Raw genomic sequence first — 20,432 nt, 5'->3', positions numbered from 1 at the left:
GTCAAGGCAGCAGCTTCAGCATGTGCGGCCAGCGGGACGGCCGCAACTGCAACGCCCGATACCCCCCCTCCACCCATTCCCACCGCATATCCCGATACCGCGGCGAAAACACCAGCCCGCTCTGCCCCGTCTGGTAAATGAAGCGCGAGGCCTCCAGGTCCGACAGGTCATAGACTGCCCGCAGCGACGCGGCATGCCGGTTCACGAAGGGCCCGTCCTTCTTGCCGAGGTCGTACTGCCCGACATTGACCGTATAGGCATCGCCGGGTGACGGCACCTGCACGTCGAAGAACCGCGCCAGCGCCGGCACGCTGCCGAAAGGCCGGTGCACGCTCAGGGCCGGGTGGGCGCGGCCCCACTGCCAGCGGGCGGGGTCGGGCCCCTGCAGCGCGGCCAGCCGGTCCAGCGCGCGGCCCAGGGCGTCGGCGGACTGCCTTTCGCAGCCGGCAGGCTGGCACCACCACGCGTCGTTGCGCTCGAGGATGCCTTCCAGGCCCGCTCGGTAGTCGCGCCTGCCATAGGTGGCGGCGAAGCGCTCGGCGCCGAGGCGCGCGCCGATGGTGCCGCGGGCCAGTTCGTCCACCCAGGCGGCGAAGACCAGCGGGGCGGCCCGGTCGGCGCGCATGGCGCCGTCGAATCCCTGCAGTTGCGCGGCCGCAGCGCCGGCCAGAGGATGCGGATGCCCCGCCAGCGCGCGCTGCAGGTAGGGCAGCAGGCGGCGGGTGGCGAGGGAGACGACATCGCCCTGCAGGCGCTGCATGCCGGCCATGTCGATCTTGCCGGCGGCTTCGAGTTGCTGCGCGATGCGGTCGTGCCGGTAGGGCAGCGCCCAGTCCTGGGTCAGGAAATGCGGATAGCCCTCGGGCGTGATGCGCTGATTGGCGGTGGCGATCCAGCCCCGGGCCGCGCCGTCGTCCTGCGGCGTCTCGGCATAGGGCAGCCAGCCCTGCCAGTCGTAGCGCGCGTCCCAGCCAGGGGCCGGCGCCACGCCGTTCAGGTCGTTGCCTGGGGCGCGCACGGGCACGCGCCCGACGGCCTTGAAGGCGATGCGGCCCGCGGTGTCGGCGGCCACGACGTTCTGCATGGGCGAGTGGTAGTCCGACAGGGCATCGAAAAGCTCTTCCACGTTGCGCGCATGGTTCAGGCGCAAGCCGGCCAGCACGGTGCGGTTGTCGGCATCCAGGGCGCTCCAGCGCAGTGCGAGCACGGCGCGATGCAGGTCCAGCACGCGGCCATGGGATTCGACCACGTCGCTCAGCACCGGGCCGTGCCGGGTGGCGCGCAGCGTGACCGCCACGTCGGGCTGGCCCTTGACGCGGATGGTCTCCTGGCGCTCCGTGAATGCCGCCCAGCCGTCGGGCGTGCGGTAGCGGTGCGGGTTTTCCGGATCGATCCGTTCGATGTAGAGGTCCTGCACGTCGGGGCTGGTGTTGGTGAAGCCCCAGGCCACGCCCGCGGTGCGGCCCAGCACCACGAAGGGCAGGCCCGGCAGGGTTGCGCCCACCACTTCCAGGGGAGGGATGCGCGCGCCGTCGGCGGCGCGGCCTTCCGGCGCATGCAGGGCAGCGTAGTACCAGATGGCGGGTGCCGAGAGGCCCAGGTGGGGATCGTTGGCCAGCAGCGGCTTGCCGCTGGCGGTGCGCGAGCCGGCCACCACCCAGTTGTTGCTGCCCTTGCCTTCGTTGGTGCCCGCATCGCTCACCAGCGCGCGCGACCATTCCAGCCATTGCCGCGTACCGTCGCCCGCCAGGGCCGCCACCATGCCGGGCATGGCGGTGGAGGCCGCCGCGGATGTGCCCGGGGGCGTGGCCGCGGCGGCAGCGCCCTGCCCTGCGCCGCGGTAGATGCCCATGCCCCGGTAGAGCGCCGCCAGGTCCACGCGGGTGGCCGGCGGCTCGCCGGGATACGGGGGCAGCAGCTGCCACAGGCGGTCGGTGTCCAGCGACTGGGCGAGCGAGAGGCGCGTGAACTCCTGGCCCCAGTTGCCGCCCATGTCCAGCGCCATCATCAGTGCCCAGCCCACGCTGTCCTCGGGGGTCCAGGCGTCGCGGCCATCCTTTCCGTCCAGGGGCGGTACGCCCAGCAGCAGGAATTCCGGCGGCAGCGCCCGCCCGCTGCGGTGGAAGCTGCCGATGCCACGGGCATAGGCCTGCAGCGCCTCCTTCGCCGGGGCCGGCAGGCCGGCGTACTGGCGGCGTGCGGTGCCCATGATGTCCAGCGCGCGCATCAGCCTGTCGGTGTCCAGCGCGGCGGGGCCGAACAGTTCGGACAGCTGCCCGTGCATGAGGCGGCGGTTGAACTCCAGCTGCCAGGCGCGCTCCTGCGCATGCACGTAGCCCATGGCGAACCAGGCGTCCTGCGCGGAGGCGGCATGGATGTGGGTGACGTCGGAGGGGTCGCGCCGGACCTCTACAGGCTCCACGAGCCCGGGCGCGGAGAGCCGGCCATCGAGCGCCGGGAAGCGGCTCTGCACATAACACGCCACCACTGCGCCGCCCAGCAACGTGAGCGCTACCGCCGCCACGGCGCCCCAACGCATCCAGGATCCTGCTTTCCGCTGTCGCAACCGCATGGCTTCGCCCCCTCTCGAGATGGAGCACGATTGTCGTGCAGCAACGCGGCCGTGGGCGGCCCGTGCACGGGAAATCGATCAGTACGGAGGAAGCGTGTCCCAGGTTTCCGGCAGTTCGGTGTCGGTGACGCCGAACCCGAGGGTGGGCGTGTCCGTGCGGCCGAAGGGCACGCCCAGCGCGATCTGCCCGCTGCCATGCAGCAGGCAGGCGGAGCGGCGCAGCGCCACGACGGTTTCGCTGCCGTCGAACCGCACCCAGCTGCCGTAGCTGCTGAGGTCGGTGAACACCACGGTGCCGCCGCGCCATTCGATGCGTGCATGCACGCGCGACACGCGCGGATCGGCGACCCGGACCGGCGCCTGCGAGCCCCGGCCCACGTGCAGCGGGCTGTCCGCCGCGCCGAAAGTGCGGATGGAACCGGACCAGGCCAGCTCGATCCAGGTGTTGGGCTGCTGGATCGGCGCCAGTTCGCTCGCCAGGCCGGCGCGCAAGGTCAGCGGACCGTGCTCCTCGCCCACGCGCCAGTCCACCTGGTACACCAGCAGCGGCTCGGCCCGGCCGCGCAGTTCCAGCGCGCCCATGCGCACATAGCCCGCGCCGTCCACGCTGCCCGCCAGCTCCACAGTGGCGGCATCGGCGAGGATCTCGCGGGCACCGGCGCGCTCGCACAGCCGGGAGGCGATGTTCACCGCATCGCCATAGGTGTCCCCGTCCACTTCCACCAGTTCGCCATAGGCCATGCCGACGCGCAGGTCCATCGCGCCGTCCGGCTTGCCGGGCCGCTCGTGGTGGCGCCGGGCCATGTCCGCCACCGCGGTGACGGCGGAGGCCGGTTCACCGAAAACGGCCAGCACGCCGTCGCCCAGCGTTTTCACGACCCGGCCGCCATGGCGGCCGAGCGCGGCCGCCATCCATTCGGTGAGCCCCGTGACCGCCGTGGTGGCCAGGGTGTTGCCCTGCGCCTCGAACAGCGCCGTGGTGCCGACGATGTCGGAAAACACGACGGTGTGCCGGACGGTTCTCATGGGCGGTGCTCAGTGGCTGGCCGCGTGGCCCCAGTAGATCAGGGCGTCGCGCCCCTCCACGGAGAGGGATACCGGCGTGCCCACCGGCAGCAGCACCTTGGTGGGCACGTGGCCGAACGGCAGGTTGGTGAGCACGGGCGCCTTGATGCGGGTGCGCAGCCAGTCCACCACGGTCTGCAGCTTGAAGCCCTTGTCGTGCGGCGCGAGCTGGTAGCCGGTGAACTGGCCGAGCACGACGGCCTTCTGCTGCGCGAGGATGCCGGCATGCAGCAGTTGCGTGAGCATGCGCTCGACACGGTACGGATGCTCGCTCACGTCTTCCACGAACAGGATCCCGCCCTTGACCTGGGGCAGGTAGGGCGTGCCCACCAGCGAGCAGAGCATGGCGAGGTTGCCGCCCCAGAGCGTGGCGTTGCGGATGTAGCAGTCCTTCACCGCGGGCGTTCCGTCGGCGGCGGGTTTCTCGTTGTGCATGCGCCATCCCGCGCCCTCGCCATGGCCGGTGAGCAGGTCGTCCAGGCAGGCCAGCATGATGTCGTCGGGCTCGCCTTCGCAGCCCAGGTCGCCGACCAGTGCCGGACCGGCCCAGGTCATGGCGCCCGTCTTCGCGAGCAGCGCGGCCTGGAAGGCGGTGAAGTCGCTCAGGCCGACGAACTGCGTGCCCCGCTCCACCGCCTTGGCCACGGCCTTGTAGCGGATGCCGTCCAGGATGCGGGTGAGCCCGTAGCCCCCGCGCGAAATGAGCGCCACGTCGGCGCCGCTCGCGGCGGCGCGGTGGATGGCAGCGAGGCGGGTGGCGTCGTCACCCGCGAACCGGGTATGGACGGCCAGCGCATCCGCATCCACCTCCACCTCGTGCCCCATGGCCTGCAGGCGGGCGACGCCGCGCTTGAATGCGGCCTTGTCGCGCACGGCACCGGCCGGCGAGTAGATGTAGATGTGGCGCGGGCCATGGTCGTGGCCGCAATGCGAATGGTCGTGATCGTGTTCAGGCAAGGCTCGTCGGGCCGTCGGGCCCGCTCCGGCAAAGGCGGGAAGAAAGGGGGCGGGAAAGGGGCGTAAAGGGTCGTGCCGGCGGCGTCTGCGGTGCGCCGCTCATGTGTGGAAGTATTCCACAGCACGGCGCGCCAGTTCCGGGCCGTGGCGCTCCGGCAGCAGGTGGCCGGCATCGGGCCAGATCCATGGCTCCCCTCCTCCCGTTGGCCAGGGCACGGCCGCGCGCGCTTCCGCCAGGGCCGCGGCGCCCCAGGCCGCATCGCGCGCGCCCACCGCGACCGCGCTGCGGCGCCCCGGCCCGGACCAGAAGGCGCGGCCGACACGCACGATGGCGGCCGCCCCGGCATCCGGCGCGGCGGGCAGCCAGTGGAGGCCCGCGCGCAGGGCGGCACGGTAGCCCGCATCGGGAAAAGGCGCCTCGCAGGCCGCTGCGGCCGCGGCATCCAGGCCCGGCGCGGCGCCGGGGCGCAGCACCGCCGCCTGCCGTGCGACCAGGGCCTTGCGCCAGGCGGCCAGGCCCGGCGGCAGCGGCACACCGTCGCCAGGGGGAAGCCAGGCATTGACCGCCAGCAACCCGGCGAACCGGTCGCCGGCATCCGGGAGCGCGTCGGGCGATGCTGCCGGCAAAGCCATGCCGGGCAGGCCGCCCTCCCCGTGCGCGACCAGCACGGTGCGGCGCAGGTCGAGCCGCGCCACCAGTTCGGCCAGCGTGCGGTGGTGCCAGGGCAGCGTGTGCGCGGCTTCCTTCTTGGGCTTGTCGCTGCGGCCGAATCCGATCAGGTCGGGCACGACCACGCGGTCGCCGGCAGCCAGCCAGACCGGCAGCATGTGCCGGAACAGGTAGCTCCAGCTGCCGGCGCCGTGCAGGCACAGCCAGGTGCGGGGCGCATCGATCGGCCCCTCGTCCAGGTAGTGCATGCGCAGGCCCGCCAGGGCCGGCAGGTCGCTGATGTAGCGCGGGGTCCAGGGCCAGTCCGGCAGGCCGGCAAAGCGCGCGTCCGGCGTGCGCAGCGCGTCGTCCCGCAGGGGATGGGCGGCGCGCGCCTGGGCCCGCCGGGCCTCGCGCCGCGACTGGAAGAAGCCGCTCAGCAGCGCGCCGCACTCCTGCGCCAGAACGCCGCCCTCGATGCGCGTATGGTGGTTCAATGCCGGCTGCGCGAACAGGTCCACCACCGAACCCGCCGCGCCGGTCTTGGCGTCGGGGGCGCCGTACACCACCCGGTCCAGCCGGGCGTGCAGCATGGCGCCGCTGCACATGGCACAGGGTTCCAGCGTCACGTACAGCGTGCAGCCGTCGAGCCGGTAGTTGCCCAGGCGCCCGGCCGCGGCCCGCAGCGCCACGATCTCCGCATGTGCCGTGGGATCGTGGCCGGCGATGGGCGCATTGCTGCCCCGCGCTACCAGTTCGCCGCCGCGGACCACCACCGCGCCCACGGGAATCTCGCCGCGCGCGGCGGCCTCTGCCGCTTCCTGCAGCGCGACCCGCATCCAGTCCTCGTCGGCGTGCCGGTCCACCCCGCCGGGGGCGGGGCCCGGGCCTGCTAACGGGCCCATGGGAATCCGGCGCAGGCCGGCGATGGACCGCGCCGGGTGCGCGGGAATGTCTTCACTTCGCCTCGTCGTCCGGCATGGGCCGCGGCTGCTGCATGAGCGACTCCACCTGCTGGCGCACCTGCTCCTGCACCTGCCGGCCCTGCATCTGCACGGTGGGAACCGACGCGCCGGAGGCCGGTGCCTGGGCGCCCGGCACCACCGGCACCGCCACGCGCGTGCCGCCCACCTGCTGCTTCACCAGCAGGGCCACCACGGCCAGGGCCACCAGCAGGCCCACCAGTCCCAATGCCATGCGCATACCGTCGCTCCTCGTTCATCACCGCTGCACGGGCGGCATGGCCGCCCTCGCCAGAAACAGGCGTGCCGCGCCCGGAGACCCGGGCGCGGCACGCCACTGTATCGGAACCGGCGCCGCCCGCGGCGATGCCGCGGCGTGCCGGAGGTAGGCAGCCTCAGTTCAGCGCGACGCGCGCGTTGGCCGGATAGTGGTAGAGCGTCACGGCAGGCGCCGTCAGCTCACCCTTGGGCGTGAAGGACACGTTGGCGGTCACGCCCTTGTACTGTGTCTTGGCGATGAAGGGGGTATAGACCTTCGGATCCACCGAGTCGGCGCGCTTCATGGCGTCCACCAGCACCATGGCGGCGTCGTAGGCGTAGGGGCTGTAGATCTGGAACTGGCCGGGGAACTTGGCGTCGTAGCGCTTCTTCCACTCCGCGCCGCCCTGCATCTTCGCGACGGATGCGCCGCCCGTGGCACAGGTCACGTTCTTGAGTGCCGCCGACTTGGCGGACAGGTCGGGCAGCTTCTCGGTGCAGAGCGCGTCGCCGCCGAAGAACTTCACGTCGCCCATGCCCAACTGCTCCATCTGGCGCAGCATCGGGCCGGCCTGGGCGTCGAGGCCGCCATAGAAGATCGCATCGGGCTTCTTCGGCTTGATGGAGGTCAGGATGGCCATGAAGTCGGTGGCCTTGTCGTTGGTGAACTCCTCGGCCACCACCTTCAGGCCCTTCTGCAGCGCCGTGGCCTTGAACACCTGGGCCACTCCCTGGCCGTAGGCCGTGCGGTCGTCGATGACGGCGACGGTCTTGAGCTTGAGGTGGTCGGCCGCGTAGATGGCCAGGGCGGCGCCCAGGGCGCTGTCGTTGGCGATCAGGCGGAACGTGGTCTTGTAGCCCGGCTTGGTCAGGTCGGGATTGGTGGCGGCGGCCGTGATGTTCGGCAGGCCGCACTTGTCGTAGAGCGAGGACGCCGGGATGGAGGTACCCGACTGCAGGTGGCCGACCACGCCCGCCACCTTCAGGTCACAGAACTTCTGTGCGATGGCCGTGGCCTGGCGCGGGTCGCCGGCATCGTCTTCCGCCGCGATCTCGAAGCGGATCTTCTTGCCGCCGATGACGAGGTTCTGCGCGTTGAGGTCGTCCACCGCCATGCGCACGCCGTTTTCGGTGTCCTTGCCGATGTGCGCGATGCCGCCGGAGACGGGGCCGGCATGGCCGATCTTGACGGTCTGCACGTCCTGCGCGCCCGCGGGCGCGGCGGCGAAAGCGGACAGCACGGCGGCGGCGGCCGCGGCACGGGGCAGCGAGGGGAGGAAGCGGAAAACGGAAGGCACTTCGGAGGTCTCCTGACAATCTCGGGAATGGCGGAAAAAGGCACCGCACGGGGCGGCGCCGGGGCTATCGTACCGGCAGTCGCACCATTTCGGAGCAAAGCGGCGCCAAATCGGTGCAACCGGTGACGCAGCCGCCAGCCGTTCACCCCTGGGCGCGCGGCACCGGACGGGCCAGGGGGATGGGTGCCTTCGGCTTCCAATCCACGGCCACGGGCAGGCCGAGCCGCGCGAACATGTCCGCCACCGATTGCAGGTGCGCGGGCACGCGGTCTTCGTATTCGCTGAAGCGGCCGGAATCGTTGTCGATGCACAGCGTGCCGTCCGGGCGGGCATACAGCATCCCGCTGATATGCGCCTGCGGCAGGCCGCGCGTGGCCTGCCATGGCGCCGCGACGAGCGCGCCTCCCACCAGCGTCACGTGGCCCAGCATGAACTGGCGCGGATCGGGCTCCGGATTCCCGGCGGCGTCCTTCTCCTTCTTTTCCTTCTTCTGTTTTTTCTCCTGCATGGCCGCCGGCGCCCGCGAGGCATCCTCGGCCTTCTTGCGGAGACCGGCTGCGACACGCTCGCGCACCTCCTCGGGGGCGCCGACCAGCACCTCGCCGATGACGAGCGAGCCGTTGGCCGAGATGTCCCACTTGTACTGCACCCGGTGGGCACGCAGGTCATCCAGGCGCAGCAGATCCTGCAGGGGGCCCGCGCCCATGCCTGCTGCATCCGCCGGCCTGTCGACGCGCCGCACCGCCTCCAGGTCGGCCTGGTGGCGGATGAAGAATGTGCTGGTTTCAAGGCCCTGGTGCTCGGCGATGAGCACCCGCGTCGGATTGATCCGCACCCGGCGATAGCCGTGCTGCGCCGGTTCGAGTTCCTGCTTCTGTATCGGGCTGCGGTAGGTCACCTGGCCATCCGCACCGGTTTTTGCCTTCCCCCGCGCGGGCTGGCAGCTGCCGAACCGGGCCGCCAGAGCGGCCTCGCGGCGTATCCCGGCCTCTCGATCACGCGCCGACAGCGGAGACAGGTGCGGCGACGACAGCGAGCGCCGCAAGGGCGTGGCGGCGGGCTCGGAGCCTGGCGCCGCGAGCCCGCCGTCCGCAGGGGCGCCGTGCAGCGATGCAGTGGGTGGAAGAGAACCGGACCGGAGAGGTGAAAGGCGCATGGACTGGATCGTGCAAAGGTTCTGGAGCGCACCGAGGCTATGGCTTGCCGGGAAATCCGGGCAGGCTCCAGGCGAAGCCGGGCTGCCGCCGGCCGAAGTGCTGCGACGGCCCGGAGCCCATGGGCGCCAGCCTCCTGGGATAATCGCGCCCCATGTCCCTCCTGCCCCACCAGCTCGAACTGCTCTCCCCCGCCCGCGACGCCGACATCGGCATCGAGGCGGTCAACCATGGCGCGGATGCCGTCTATATCGGCGGACCGGCCTTCGGCGCGCGGGCCAGCGCGGGCAACGAACTGCGCGACCTGGAGCGGCTCATCCGCCATGCGCACCGCTTCCACAGCCGCATCTTCGTCACGCTCAACACCATCCTGCGCGACGACGAGCTCGAAGGCGCCCGCCGCATGGCCTGGCAGGTGTACGAGGCCGGCGCCGATGCGCTCATCATCCAGGACATGGGCCTGCTGGAAATCGACCTGCCCCCCATCCAGCTACACGCGAGCACCCAGACGGACATCCGCACGCCCGAGAAGGCGCGCTTCCTGCAGGACGCCGGGCTGTCGCAGATCGTGCTGGCGCGGGAGCTCACGGTGCAGGAGATCGCGGCCATCCGCGCGGCGACCGACCCGGAGCGCTGCACGATCGAGTTCTTCATCCACGGCGCGCTCTGCGTGGCCTACAGCGGCCAGTGCTACATCAGCCACGCGCACACCGGCCGCAGCGCCAACCGCGGCGACTGCAGCCAGGCCTGCCGCCTGCCCTACCAGGTGACGGACGACGCCGGCCGCTTCATCGCGCACGACAAGCACGTTCTCTCGATGAAGGACAACAACCAGTCGGCCAACCTGCGCCCCCTCATCGACGCAGGGGTGCGCAGCTTCAAGATCGAAGGGCGCTACAAGGACATGGCCTACGTGAAGAACGTCACGGCCCACTACCGCCGGCTGCTGGACGAGATCATCGAGGAGCGCGAGACCTCCGCCGCCCCCCTGGCGCGCTCCTCCAGCGGCCAGACGCGCTTCACCTTCACGCCCGACCCGAACCAGAACTTCAACCGCGAGTTCACCGACTATTTCGTGAACGGCCGCAAGGAAGACATCGGCGCCTTCGACACGCCCAAGAACCCCGGCCAGGCGATCGGCTGGGTCACGCAGGTGGGCCCGAACTGGGTCGAACTGGAAACCCACGCGCCCGACACGGTGCTGCACAACGGCGACGGCCTGTGCTACTGGGACCTGCAGAAGGAGCTCGTGGGCGTGGCGATCAACCGCGCCGAGGCGGCACCCGGCAAGTCACGCAACCACTGGCGCGTGTTCCCGAAGGACCCGATGGAGGGTTTCAGGGACCTGCGCCGCGGCACCGAGATCAACCGCAACCGCGACATGGACTGGGTGCGCACGCTCGAGAAGAAATCCAGCGAGCGGCGCATCGGCCTGTGGGCGCATTTCACCGATACCGATTCCGGCTTCGCCCTCACGCTGACCGACGAGGACGGCTTCACCGGCACCGCCGAGGTGGCGCATGCGCACGAGCCGGCCACCGACGCGGCGCGCGCGGAGGGCGCCCTGCGCGAGCAGATCGGCCGCTTCGGCGCCACGATCTTCCACGCGCACGACATCGCCATCGCGATGCGGCAGCCGTGGTTCGTGCCCGCCTCCGTGCTGAATCCGCTGCGCCGCGATGCCGTGGCCGCCCTGGAGGCGGCGCGTTCCGGGGGCCTGCAGCGCCTGCCCCGCGCGCGCCCCGTGGAGCCGCCGGCGCCCTTCCCCGAGGACACCCTCACCTACCTGGCCAACGTTTTCAACCAGAAGGCGCACGACTTCTACATGAAGCACGGCGTGAAGGTGATCGACGCGGCCTACGAGAGCCAGGAAGAGGACGGCGAGGTGAGCCTGATGATCACCAAGCACTGCGTGCGCTTTTCCATGAGCCTGTGTCCCAAGCAGGCCAAGGGCGTGATCGGGGTCAAGGGCACCATCAAGGCCGAGCCCCTGCACCTGATCAACGGCAAGGAAAAACTCACCCTGCGCTTCGACTGCAAGCCCTGCGAGATGCACGTGGTGGGCCGGATCAAGAAATCGGTGCAGAACCAGCAGGCGCGCGAGGCGCAGGCGGTGCCGATGCAGTTCTACCGCACGCGGCCGGTGCCCGGCGCGCCGCACTGAAGCGAAGCGCGGGCCACGCCGCGCATCATGTCGCTGCCGGGTTCCCGGCAGCAGTGCTCTTTGCCGGGTTTCGCACCGTTTCCCCGCTAGCGGAAGCCGCGGTGCCACGGGCGGCATCTGCGGGCAGCGCCCCCTGGGCCGCCTCGAGTTCGTGCGCGCCCGGCGCCACGTTCGGACCATCGGGAAACGCCGCGGGCGCGCGGGCGAGATCGTTCTTGCCGGGACTGCCGGCGGCCGGCTCGGATTCGGGAAAAAGAATGGCCATGTCATGCTCCTTGAGAAAGCGGGGGGCGGAGTGCGCCCTCCCTGCCATTCACGGGGCAAACGCCATGCCCGTTCCGGCCGGGCCGGGGCACGCGGGTTGCCGCACACCCCGGGGCGGCGGCATCCCGCTGCCGAGCCACCTCCAGGAGACCACCAATGGCACAGCAGCAGTCTGAACAGCAGAACGACTCCCCACACGGCACTGCGCGGCAGAACGGGCCAAGCCAGGCCGAGCAGCAGCGCAACCGGCAGCAACAGGAGCGCGAGCAGAACACCGGCGGCACCCTCGATCCGCAGCGCGAGAACCCGCAGCACCGCCGCTGAGCCTGCCGGCGCGCATAAGCACATAGCGATCGGTTCGTTCCGCGTGGCGGTGCGACCCGACACAATGGCCCGCACGCGCCGGGCAATGCTGGCGCGCCCACTGCTTCCGAGGAGACAGCACAGCATGAAGATCGAGACCCTCGCCGTCCACGCCGGACAGGCACCCGACCCCACGACCCGCGCCGTGGCGGTGCCCATCTACCAGACGGCGGCCTACGCCTTCGACAGCGCCCAGCACGGCGCGGACCTGTTCGACCTGAAGGTGCCGGGCAACATCTACACCCGCATCATGAATCCGACCAACGACGTGCTCGAGAAGCGCGTCGCGGCACTCGAAGGCGGCATCGCCGCGCTGGCCCTGGCCTCGGGCATGGCGGCCATCACCTACGCGATCCAGACCATCGCCGAGGCCGGCGACAACATCGTCTCGGCCAGCACGCTCTATGGCGGCACCTACAACCTGTTCGCGCACACGCTGCCGCGCCAGGGCATCGCCACCCGCTTCGCGGACCCGCGCGACCCCGCCAGCTTCGCGCGGCACATCGATGGCCGCACCAAGGCCGTTTTCGTCGAATCCATCGGCAACCCGCTGGGCAACGTGACCGACATCGCCGCGCTGGCGCGTGTGGCGCACGACCATGGCGTGCCGCTGATCGTGGACAACACCGTGCCCAGCCCCTACCTGCTGCGCCCCATCGAGCACGGCGCGGACATCGTCGTCCACTCGCTCACCAAGTACCTGGGCGGCCACGGCAACAGCATCGGCGGCGCCATCGTGGACAGCGGCAAGTTCCCCTGGGCGCAGCACAGGGAGCGCTTCGCCTGCCTCAACACCCCTGACCCGAGCTACCACGGCGTGGTCTATACCGAAGCCCTGGGCGAGGCGGCCTTCATCGGCCGCGCGCGCGTCGTGCCGCTGCGCAACACCGGGGCGACCCTCTCGCCGCACAATGCCTTCCTGATCCTGCAGGGCATCGAAACCCTGGCCCTGCGCATGGACCGCATCTGCGACAACACGCTGGCCGTCGCGCACTACCTGCAGCAGCATCCCAAGGTGGCGCAGGTGCGGTACGCAGCCCTGCCCGGCCACCCCGACCATGCGATCACGCAGCGCCTGCTCGGCGGCAGGGCCTCCGGCATTCTCTCGTTCGAGTTGCGGTCCGCGCCGGGCGAGGATCCACGGGCGGCCGGCGCGCGCTTCCTCGATGCCTTGCAGCTCTTCACGCGGCTCGTGAACATCGGCGATGCGCGCTCGCTGGCGACGCACCCGGCCTCCACCACGCACCGCCAGCTCGGGCCGGAAGAACTGCAGCAGGCCGGCGTGGCCGAGGGCATGGTGCGCCTGTCGGTCGGCATCGAGCACATCGACGATCTCACGGCCGACCTGGCCCAGGCGCTGGACGCCGTGTGACGCGATGCCGCGCGGGTCAGGCGCTCTCCAGGTCGCGCGCGAGGCGCAGGCCGGAGAATTGCCACCGCGCGGTGGCCGGAAAGAAATTCCGGTAGGTGGCGCGGACATGGCCCGGGGGCGTCGCGCAGGATCCACCCCGCAGCACGTACTGGTTCACCATGAACTTGCCGTTGTATTCGCCCACGGCGCCATCGGCCACGCGAAAGCCCGGGTAGGCCGCGTAGCTGGACTGCGTCCACTCCCAGACGTCGCCGAACAACTGCTCCAGCGGCGGCTGCCCGTCCGGGTCCGGCCGGGCCGCGCCCGATGCCGCGCGTGGGTGCAGAACGCCGCTGTCGGCGAAATGTCCCTGCACGGCCTGCGCGCCCGGCGATGCTGCCGCGGCGGCCTCCCACTCCGCCTCGGTGGGCAGGCGGGCTCCGGCCCAGCGCGCGTACGCGTCCGCTTCGTAATAGGACAGGTGCACCATAGGCGCCGACGGGCGGAGCGGCCGCGGTCCGGCGAGCGTGAACTCGTGCCAGCCCGCGCCGTCGCCGCTTTCCGTCGCCCCGCGGCGCCAGTAGAGGGGGTGCTGGAGCTTCATGGCCTGGATCCAGTCCCAGCCCTCGGCCAGCCAGAGCGAGGCATCGCGGTAGCCGCCGGCCTCGACGAAGGCCAGGTACTCGCCCGTGCTGACCGGCCTGCAGGCCAGCGCATAGGGCTGCAGGTACACACGGTGCCGGGGCGATTCGTTGTCGAAGGCGAAACCGGCGCCCTCGGCCCGCGCGTCGTGGCCGATCTCCGTGACGCCGCCTGGAAACCTCCGCCAGCGCACGGATGGAGCCACTGCGGGTTCCAGCTGCCGCTCCTGCGGCCCCGCCGGCGCCCCGCCCGGGCTCTGCAACCGGTAGGCCGGCCAGAGCGGGCTGCTCGACAGCAGGTGCTTCACGTCGGTGAGGATCAGTTCCTGGTGCTGCTGCTCGTGCTGCAGGCCGAGCTCCACCAGGGCCTGCAGGCCCGGATCCGGCTCCTCCTGCAGCCCGGCCAGGATCCGTCCCATGCGGACATCGACGTCCTGCCGGTATTCCAGCACCTGCGCCATCGCCGGGCGCGTGAGCAATCCGCGCTGCGGCCGGGGATGCTTGTCCCCGACGCCGTTGTAGTAGGAATTGAACAGCACGCGGAACGCCGGATGGAACGGGGCGAAGCCGGGCTCCCGCGGCTCGAGCACGAAGGTCTCGAAAAACCACGTGGTGTGCGCCAGGTGCCATTTGACGGGGCTCGCATCGGGCATGGACTGCGCGCAGCAGTCTTCGTCGGACAGCGGCAGGGCCAGCGCAAGCGAGGCTCGGCGCACTTCGGCATAGCGCTCCTGCAGTGCTGCCGCTACGGCGGGTGTACCGCCCGGCGCCGTCCGGCGCACCAGGCTCAGGGGAGGGGTCATGGCGGGGGTCTCCAGGGGTCAGGGCCGCGCGTAGGCCACGGCGAACCATCCGCGCTCGTCGGTCCAGACCCGCGCGCGGGAGAAGCCCGCCCGCGCCAGCAGGGCCTGGAAGGCCGGCAGGGTGTACTTGTAGCTGTTCTCGGTATGGATGCGCTCGCCGGGCGCGAAGACGCGCCCGCCGCCAGGCCAGCGCACGTGGGCGCCGCGGGGCGTCTCCAGGTGCATCTCGATGCGCGACAGGCGCCGGTCGAAGAAGGCGCGGTGCTCCCAGTCCTGCGCCACGAAGTCGCTGCCGATGAGCCGGTTCACGTGCTCCAGCGCATTGCGGTTGAACGCGGCCGTCACGCCGGCCGCGTCGTCGTAGGCAGCCTCGAGCACGGCCACGTCCTTGGGCAGGTCGAATCCGATGAGCACGCCGCCGTCGCGGTCCACCAGGCCGCGCATGCGCGACAGCAGCGCCAGTGCCTGGGGCGGATCGAAGTTGCCGATCGAGGAGCCCGGGTAGAACACCAGCCGCCGGGCACGGGGAACATCCTGGGGCAGCACCACGGGCCGCGTGAGGTCGCCCGCCACGGCCTCGGCCCGCAGCCAGGGAAGGGCCTCCTGCAGACGTGCCACCGCGCCGCGCAGGAAATCCGCGGAAATATCCACCCCCACGAAACGCTGCGGCCGCAGCAGGCGGCACAGCGGCTGCACCTTCTCGCAGCTGCCGGCCCCCAGCTCGATCACCGTCTCGACCGCGCCCACCGCCTGCGCGATGTCTTCGCCATGCCGCGCCATCACGGCCTGTTCGGTGCGCGTGGGGTAGTACTCCGGCAGCCGGGTGATCTCCTCGAAGAGCTCCGATCCCCGCTCGTCGTAGAAATACTTCGGCGAAATACAGGCGGGGTGCCGCAGCAGCCCGGGAATGATGTCGGAATGGGCGGGTTCGGACCGCTGGAGGGCATGGGCGTTCATCGGGATCTCTTTTCCTGAAGGGGAAAGGGCCGCCGGGGCGGCAGGGGCCGGCTAAGCTCGCAGGCCATGCCGGACGGCGGCTGCTGCGCCGGGGCGCGATGGCCGGTGCCCAGCATTGCAGAGAGCTTCCGCCGGGCATGTAGGACGCCCGCGCATCGTTCGCCCTAGAATGCGGCCGCTGCGGCGCCCTGCCCGGCCACCCCCGCCGCCCGCTCGGCACCTTTTTTCGCCGACGCCCGTCGCCCCAGCATGGATTCCCTGACCCAGATCGCCCTCGGCTCCGCCGTCTCCCTGGCTGCCATGGGCCGGCGCACCGCCGCCTGGAAAGCCGCGCTGTGGGGCGCCGTGGCGGGCACGCTGCCCGACCTGGACGCCCTCATCGACCATGGCGACCCGATTGCCAACATGGTCCTGCACCGTGCCGATACCCACGCCCTGCTCTACCTTTCGCTGCTCGCGCCGCTGCTGGGCGCGCTGGCGGCGCGCCTCCACGGCGAGGGCTTCCAGTGGAAGCGCTGGTGGCTGGCGCTCTGGCTCGCGCTCGCCACCCACCCGCTGCTCGACTGGATGACGGTGTACGGCACCCAACTGCTACGCCCGTTCACCGACCAGCCTTACGGAGTCGGCAGCATCTTCATCATCGATCCGCTCTACACCGTGCCGCTGATCGTCGGGGTGGTCGCGGCGCTGGCGCTTGCAGGCCCGCGCGGCCTGCGCTGGAACACGGCCGGGCTGTGGCTGAGCACCGCCTACCTGGCCTGGGGCTTCGGGGTACAGCAGCACGTCGCGCAAATTGCACGGGAGTCGCTCGCCGGCATCGGATGGCCGGCGGGACAGGTGCTCGTGACGCCCACGCCGTTCAACACCCTCGCCTGGCGGGTGGTGGCGATGGCACCCGGGCAGTATGCGGAAGGCTTCTACGCGCTCGCCGACCGCGGGCGGCCCATCCACTTCACCGTGCACGACCGGGGTGAGGCACTGATCGCGCAGTTCGCAGCCCAGCCGTCCGTGCAGCGCGTGGCGGCCTTCAGCCACGGCTTCTACCGCATGCGCGAGCATGGCGGGCACGTCCAGGTCACGGACCTGCGCATGGGCCAGGAGCCCGATTACAGCTTCCACTTCGATCTGGGCACGCCGGCGGATCTCGCGGCCGGCCATTCCACCGTGACCCAGGCATGGCAGCGCCCCGATGCGTCCACGGCCCTGCCGGCCCTGGGGCGCCGGATCCTCGGGCAGAGTGGCGGGGACGGCATTTTCGGCACCGGCACCCGGCCCTGACGCACCCCGCGCCGCACCAGAACGTGGCAAGCTAGCCCTCCATGTCCGAACCCTCCTCCCACCGGGTCCTAGAGCACCTGCCGGCAGTGCCTGCGCACACGGCCCAGGGCGGGCGGCGGCTGCGCGCCCTGGTGATCGGCACCCTGCTCCTGGCGCTCACGGCCACCTGGGCGCTTGTCGCCATCTCGCTGCAGACCAAATGGCAGGATGCAGTGCAATCCCAGCGACGCCAGAATGCCAACCTGGCCCGCGTGCTGGAAGAGCAGACGCTGCGGGTCCTGGCGGCGGCCGACCAGGCCACGCTGCGCGTGGCGGCGGAAGTGCGCAGCGGAGAGTTCACGAAGGAGGACTACGCCCTGTTCGCCAACGAGACAGGCCTGGCGCCGGACATCCTCACCCAGCTGTCCATCGTGGGCCCCGACGGCCGGTTCGTGGGCAGCAACCTCGACCCCACCGGGGCCCGCAACCAGGATACCGACCTGAGCGAGCGCGAACACATCCGGGTGCACCTGGAGCCCTCCAAGGTACCCCACGCGCGGACGCAGATGTCCGCATCCGGCCTCTTCATCGGCAAGCCCGTCACGGGCCGGATCTCGGGCCGCCGGACCATGCAGCTGAGCCGGCCCATCATCGGCCGCAACGGCTACCTGCACGGCGTGGTGGTCGCCTCGCTCAATCCGAGCTATTTCGAGAAGGTGTACGGTGGCGTGGACATCGGCGCCCAGGGCGCGGTCGTGCTGATGGGGGCAGACTTCGGCATGCTGACCCGGGTGATCGGAACCCAGGCAGGCAACATCGACCAGGTCATCGAATTCCCGCCCGACCATCCCCTCGCGGACACCACCCGCAGGCATGGCACCTACCAGCGCGTCAGCCACGTTGACGGGCTGGGCCGCATCACCGCCTTCCACCGCCTGCCCGGCTATCCGCTGACCGTCCTCGTGTCCACGGCCGACGACGAAGCCCTGGCGGAATGGAAGACCATGCGGAACTTCACCATGGTGTTCGCCGGGCTCTTTTCCGCAGCACTGGTCGCCCTGTGCGCGGGCTTCCTGCGGGGACTGCGCCAGCTCGAGCAGAAGAACGTGGCACTCGCGGCGAGCGAAGCCCAGGCCCGCTCCGCCAACCGCGCCAAGAGCGAATTCCTGACGGCCATTTCGCACGAACTGCGCACCCCTCTCACCAGCATCCACGGTTTTGCGGAGCTCATGGAACAGCGGCTGGAGCAGCCGTCCTACCGCGAAGCCGCCGGCCTGATCCGCAGTGCGGCGGAGCACCTCAACACCCTGCTGTCCGAGATCCTGGACCTTGCGAAGGTGCAGGCCGGCGCCATGCCCATCGTGCCCGGAGACCATGCCGTGCGCGAACTCGTCGGCACTACCGTGGACCTCTTCGCCATCTCTGCCGCGCAGAAAGGGCTCACGCTCGAAAAGCGCATCGCCCCGGACGTACCCCACATGCTGCGGTGCGACGGACTGCGGCTCAAGCAGATCCTCAACAACCTGCTGAGCAACGCACTCAAGTTCACCCGGGAGGGCGGCGTGCGGCTGGAGGTGGACACCGCCGAGGCGCGCAACCTGCGCTTCAGGGTCATCGATACGGGCCCCGGCATCCCCGCCGACCTGCACGAGGTCATCTTCGAGAAATTCAGCCAGGGCGGTGCGGAGGTGAGCACCCAGCACGGTGGCACGGGCCTGGGCCTGGCGCTTTCGCGCGGGCTCGCCGAGCTCATGGGCGGCCGGCTCACCGTGGCCTCCGAAACCGGCCATGGCGCCTGCTTCACGCTGGAACTCCCCATGCCTGCGCAGGAGCCTCCACCCGCGGCCTGACGCGCCGACCGCCGCCTGCGCAGCGGCGTCCAGGCCGCAGGCCGCATTCAGACCCCGGAAAGAAAAAGGGCCGGCGCATGCGCGCCGGCCCCATCCTGGCCTGCTCGTTCAGAAGCGCCAGCCCAGACCCACGCCGGCCAGCACCGGATCGATCTTCAGGGTGCCCAGGGTGGCACCGTTGGCAGCCACGTCGGTGCGGATGTACACCTTCTTGATGTCGAAGTTCAGCGACAGGTTCTTGGTGAGCGGAATGTCCACGCCGACCTGCAGGGCGCCACCCCAGCTGCTCTTGTCGATGCTCACGCCGGCAGGCAGGCGCACGCTGGAGAAGCGGGTGTAGTTGATGCCCGCGCCGACGTACGGCCTGAAGCCGGGGGCGTCGAAGTGGTATTGCAGCATCAGCGACGGAGGCAGGTGCTTCAGCGTGCCGATCTGTGCGCCCAGCGCGCTGGAATACACCTTCTGCTTCTGCGGCACCGTCAGCACCAGTTCCGCGGCGATGTTCTTGTCGAAGAAGTACGAGATATCTACTTCCGGAATGGTCTTGTTGTTGATCGACAGGCCCAGTCCGGTGCTGTCCTTGTTGTCGCTGTCCAGATGCACCGCGCGGACGCGGACCATCCAGGGGCCCTGGCCGTCGGTAGCCTGCGCATAGGCAGCGCCGGAGGTCAGGACGCACAGGGCAGCCAGGGCGAGCAGATTCTTTTTCATAGGAGGACTCGATGCGGTTGAACGGGGACGGCCCCCGTGAACGCATTGGGCTTGCAAAACGCACCGCCCGCCTTGCCACAGATCAAAGGGCCATGCACGCCTCAATGCGCGCCGGCCTTGCGCCCGCGCCAGCGTTGCACCAGGGTCACGCCGGCCAGCACCAGCGCGCCCGCCACGATGCCGCTCGCGGCATTGAGCAGGTTGAGCACCACCACCTGCAGGAACCCGCCGCCCCCCTGCGCAGCAGCGGATGCCCACCCTTCCACCGCGTGGTGCAGCGGCGGCAGGCCGTGCACGAGAATGCCTCCACCCACCAGGAACATGGCGGCCGTCCCCGCGACGGAAAGCACCTTCATCAGCCAGGGCGCAGCCGCCACGATGCCGCGGCCCAGCACGCGCAGCGCGCCGAGCGAGCGGCGGCTGAGCCAGAGGCCGCCATCGTCGAGCTTCACGATGCCTGCAACCAGCCCGTACACCCCGGCGGTCATGACCAGAGCGATCCCCGAAAGCACCGCCACCTGCTGGCCGAAAGGCGCGCCAGCCACCGTGCCCAGCGTGATCGCGATGATCTCCGCGGACAGGATGAAATCCGTACGGATCGCTCCTCGCACCTTGTCCTTCTCGAAGGCGGCCATGTCCACGGCGGCGTTCGCCGCAGCCTGGGCATGGGCCTCCCGGTCCGCGTCCTTGCCTGCGGCATCCTGGTGCAGGAACCGGTGCGCCAGTTTCTCCGCGCCCTCGAAGCACAGGAACGCCCCTCCCAGCATCAACAGGGGCGTGACGGCCCAGGGAATGAATGCGCTGATCAACAGCGCCGCCGGCACCAGGATGGCCTTGTTCACCAGCGACCCCTTGGCCACCGCCCAGACCACCGGCAGTTCGCGCTCGGCGCGCACCCCGGTCACCTGCTGGGCGTTCAGCGCGAGGTCGTCGCCGAGCACCCCTGCGGTCTTCTGCGCGGCCGTCTTCGTCATCACCGACACATCGTCGGCCATCGCTGCGCTCTTTTTCGCAGCCACCTTGGTCATGAGGGCAACGTCGTCGAGCACCGCGGCGATATCGTCAAGCAGGGTCAAAAGGCTGGCGCCGGCCATGCGAAGCTCCGTGGTTGGGAAGCGCCGATTATGGAGTCCCACGCCCGGGCGGCGGTGCGCAG

Annotated in this window: 17 protein-coding genes; 5 read left to right on the top strand and 12 right to left on the bottom strand. The window is 70.6% G+C overall.

The features are described 5' to 3' along the window. Position 1: 1 nt before the first annotated feature. The 7 genes from ACAV_RS10880 to xopV form a co-directional block, all read right to left on the bottom strand. Positions 2-2,539 (bottom strand): penicillin acylase family protein, encoded by a 2,538-nt coding sequence (locus tag ACAV_RS10880; RefSeq protein WP_157768760.1) that lies wholly within the window; start codon positions 2,537-2,539, stop codon positions 2-4. Between the two features lie 111 nt (positions 2,540-2,650). Further along, positions 2,651-3,598, bottom strand: coding sequence for an adenylate/guanylate cyclase domain-containing protein (locus ACAV_RS10875; RefSeq protein WP_013594626.1), 948 nt, complete (start codon positions 3,596-3,598; stop codon positions 2,651-2,653). 9 nt (positions 3,599-3,607) lie between these two features. After that, positions 3,608-4,594 carry an LD-carboxypeptidase gene (locus tag ACAV_RS10870; RefSeq protein ID WP_013594625.1) on the bottom strand — a complete coding sequence of 329 codons (987 nt, stop codon included), beginning with the start codon at positions 4,592-4,594 and terminating at the stop codon, positions 3,608-3,610. A 99-nt stretch (positions 4,595-4,693) separates the two neighbouring features. After that, a complete protein-coding gene (tadA, locus tag ACAV_RS10865; protein ID WP_013594624.1) occupies positions 4,694-6,148 on the bottom strand; it encodes a tRNA adenosine(34) deaminase TadA in 1,455 nt (484 codons plus the stop codon). A 52-nt stretch (positions 6,149-6,200) separates the two neighbouring features. Beyond that, the gene (locus tag ACAV_RS10860; protein ID WP_011796157.1) at positions 6,201-6,446 is read right to left on the bottom strand and encodes a hypothetical protein; all 246 of its coding nucleotides are present in this window, start codon (positions 6,444-6,446) and stop codon (positions 6,201-6,203) included. A gap of 154 nt (positions 6,447-6,600) precedes the next feature. Further along, a complete protein-coding gene (locus tag ACAV_RS10855; protein ID WP_013594623.1) occupies positions 6,601-7,761 on the bottom strand; it encodes a branched-chain amino acid ABC transporter substrate-binding protein in 1,161 nt (386 codons plus the stop codon). Positions 7,762-7,903: 142 nt separating this feature from the next. Further along, entirely contained in the window at positions 7,904-8,917 is a 1,014-nt protein-coding gene (gene xopV, locus ACAV_RS10850) for a XopV/AopV family type III secretion system effector (protein ID WP_013594622.1), read from the bottom strand. Between the two features lie 152 nt (positions 8,918-9,069). Between xopV and ACAV_RS10845 the strand changes: the two genes are divergently transcribed. Continuing rightward, complete coding sequence (locus tag ACAV_RS10845) at positions 9,070-11,079, top strand: peptidase U32 family protein (RefSeq protein WP_013594621.1); 2,010 nt, start codon at positions 9,070-9,072, stop codon at positions 11,077-11,079. Between the two features lie 25 nt (positions 11,080-11,104). Here ACAV_RS10845 and ACAV_RS24620 read toward each other — a convergent pair whose 3' ends face one another. Beyond that, positions 11,105-11,344 carry a hypothetical protein gene (locus tag ACAV_RS24620; protein WP_013594620.1) on the bottom strand — a complete coding sequence of 80 codons (240 nt, stop codon included), beginning with the start codon at positions 11,342-11,344 and terminating at the stop codon, positions 11,105-11,107. A 155-nt stretch (positions 11,345-11,499) separates the two neighbouring features. Between ACAV_RS24620 and ACAV_RS24905 the strand changes: the two genes are divergently transcribed. Together ACAV_RS24905 and ACAV_RS10840 are read left to right on the top strand one after the other, a co-directional pair. Beyond that, entirely contained in the window at positions 11,500-11,667 is a 168-nt protein-coding gene (locus ACAV_RS24905; RefSeq protein ID WP_013594619.1) for a hypothetical protein, read from the top strand. 124 nt (positions 11,668-11,791) lie between these two features. Continuing rightward, positions 11,792-13,078: an O-acetylhomoserine aminocarboxypropyltransferase/cysteine synthase family protein gene (locus ACAV_RS10840; RefSeq protein ID WP_013594618.1), complete on the top strand. Its 1,287-nt coding sequence runs from the start codon at positions 11,792-11,794 to the stop codon at positions 13,076-13,078. Between the two features lie 16 nt (positions 13,079-13,094). Here ACAV_RS10840 and egtB read toward each other — a convergent pair whose 3' ends face one another. Further along, a complete protein-coding gene (gene egtB / locus ACAV_RS10835; RefSeq protein WP_013594617.1) occupies positions 13,095-14,501 on the bottom strand; it encodes an ergothioneine biosynthesis protein EgtB in 1,407 nt (468 codons plus the stop codon). 18 nt (positions 14,502-14,519) lie between these two features. Further along, entirely contained in the window at positions 14,520-15,458 is a 939-nt protein-coding gene (gene egtD / locus ACAV_RS10830; protein WP_013594616.1) for an L-histidine N(alpha)-methyltransferase, read from the bottom strand. A 249-nt stretch (positions 15,459-15,707) separates the two neighbouring features. On the opposite strand from egtD, the gene ACAV_RS10825 reads away from it, so the two are divergent. Next, positions 15,708-16,736: a metal-dependent hydrolase gene (locus ACAV_RS10825; RefSeq protein ID WP_013594615.1), complete on the top strand. Its 1,029-nt coding sequence runs from the start codon at positions 15,708-15,710 to the stop codon at positions 16,734-16,736. Between the two features lie 41 nt (positions 16,737-16,777). Next, positions 16,778-18,565 carry a cache domain-containing sensor histidine kinase gene (locus ACAV_RS10820; RefSeq protein ID WP_013594614.1) on the top strand — a complete coding sequence of 596 codons (1,788 nt, stop codon included), beginning with the start codon at positions 16,778-16,780 and terminating at the stop codon, positions 18,563-18,565. Positions 18,566-18,673: 108 nt separating this feature from the next. On the opposite strand, the gene ACAV_RS10815 is transcribed toward ACAV_RS10820, so the two are convergent. Together ACAV_RS10815 and ACAV_RS10810 are read right to left on the bottom strand one after the other, a co-directional pair. Beyond that, a complete protein-coding gene (locus ACAV_RS10815; protein WP_013594613.1) occupies positions 18,674-19,276 on the bottom strand; it encodes an OmpW/AlkL family protein in 603 nt (200 codons plus the stop codon). Between the two features lie 101 nt (positions 19,277-19,377). Beyond that, complete coding sequence (locus tag ACAV_RS10810) at positions 19,378-20,370, bottom strand: DUF808 domain-containing protein (protein ID WP_013594612.1); 993 nt, start codon at positions 20,368-20,370, stop codon at positions 19,378-19,380. Positions 20,371-20,432 lie beyond the last annotated feature (62 nt).

The sequence above is a fragment of the Paracidovorax avenae ATCC 19860 genome (genome assembly GCF_000176855.2).
Lineage (GTDB): Bacteria > Pseudomonadota > Gammaproteobacteria > Burkholderiales > Burkholderiaceae_C > Paracidovorax > Paracidovorax avenae.
This window is presented reverse-complemented; position numbering and strand designations above follow the sequence as displayed.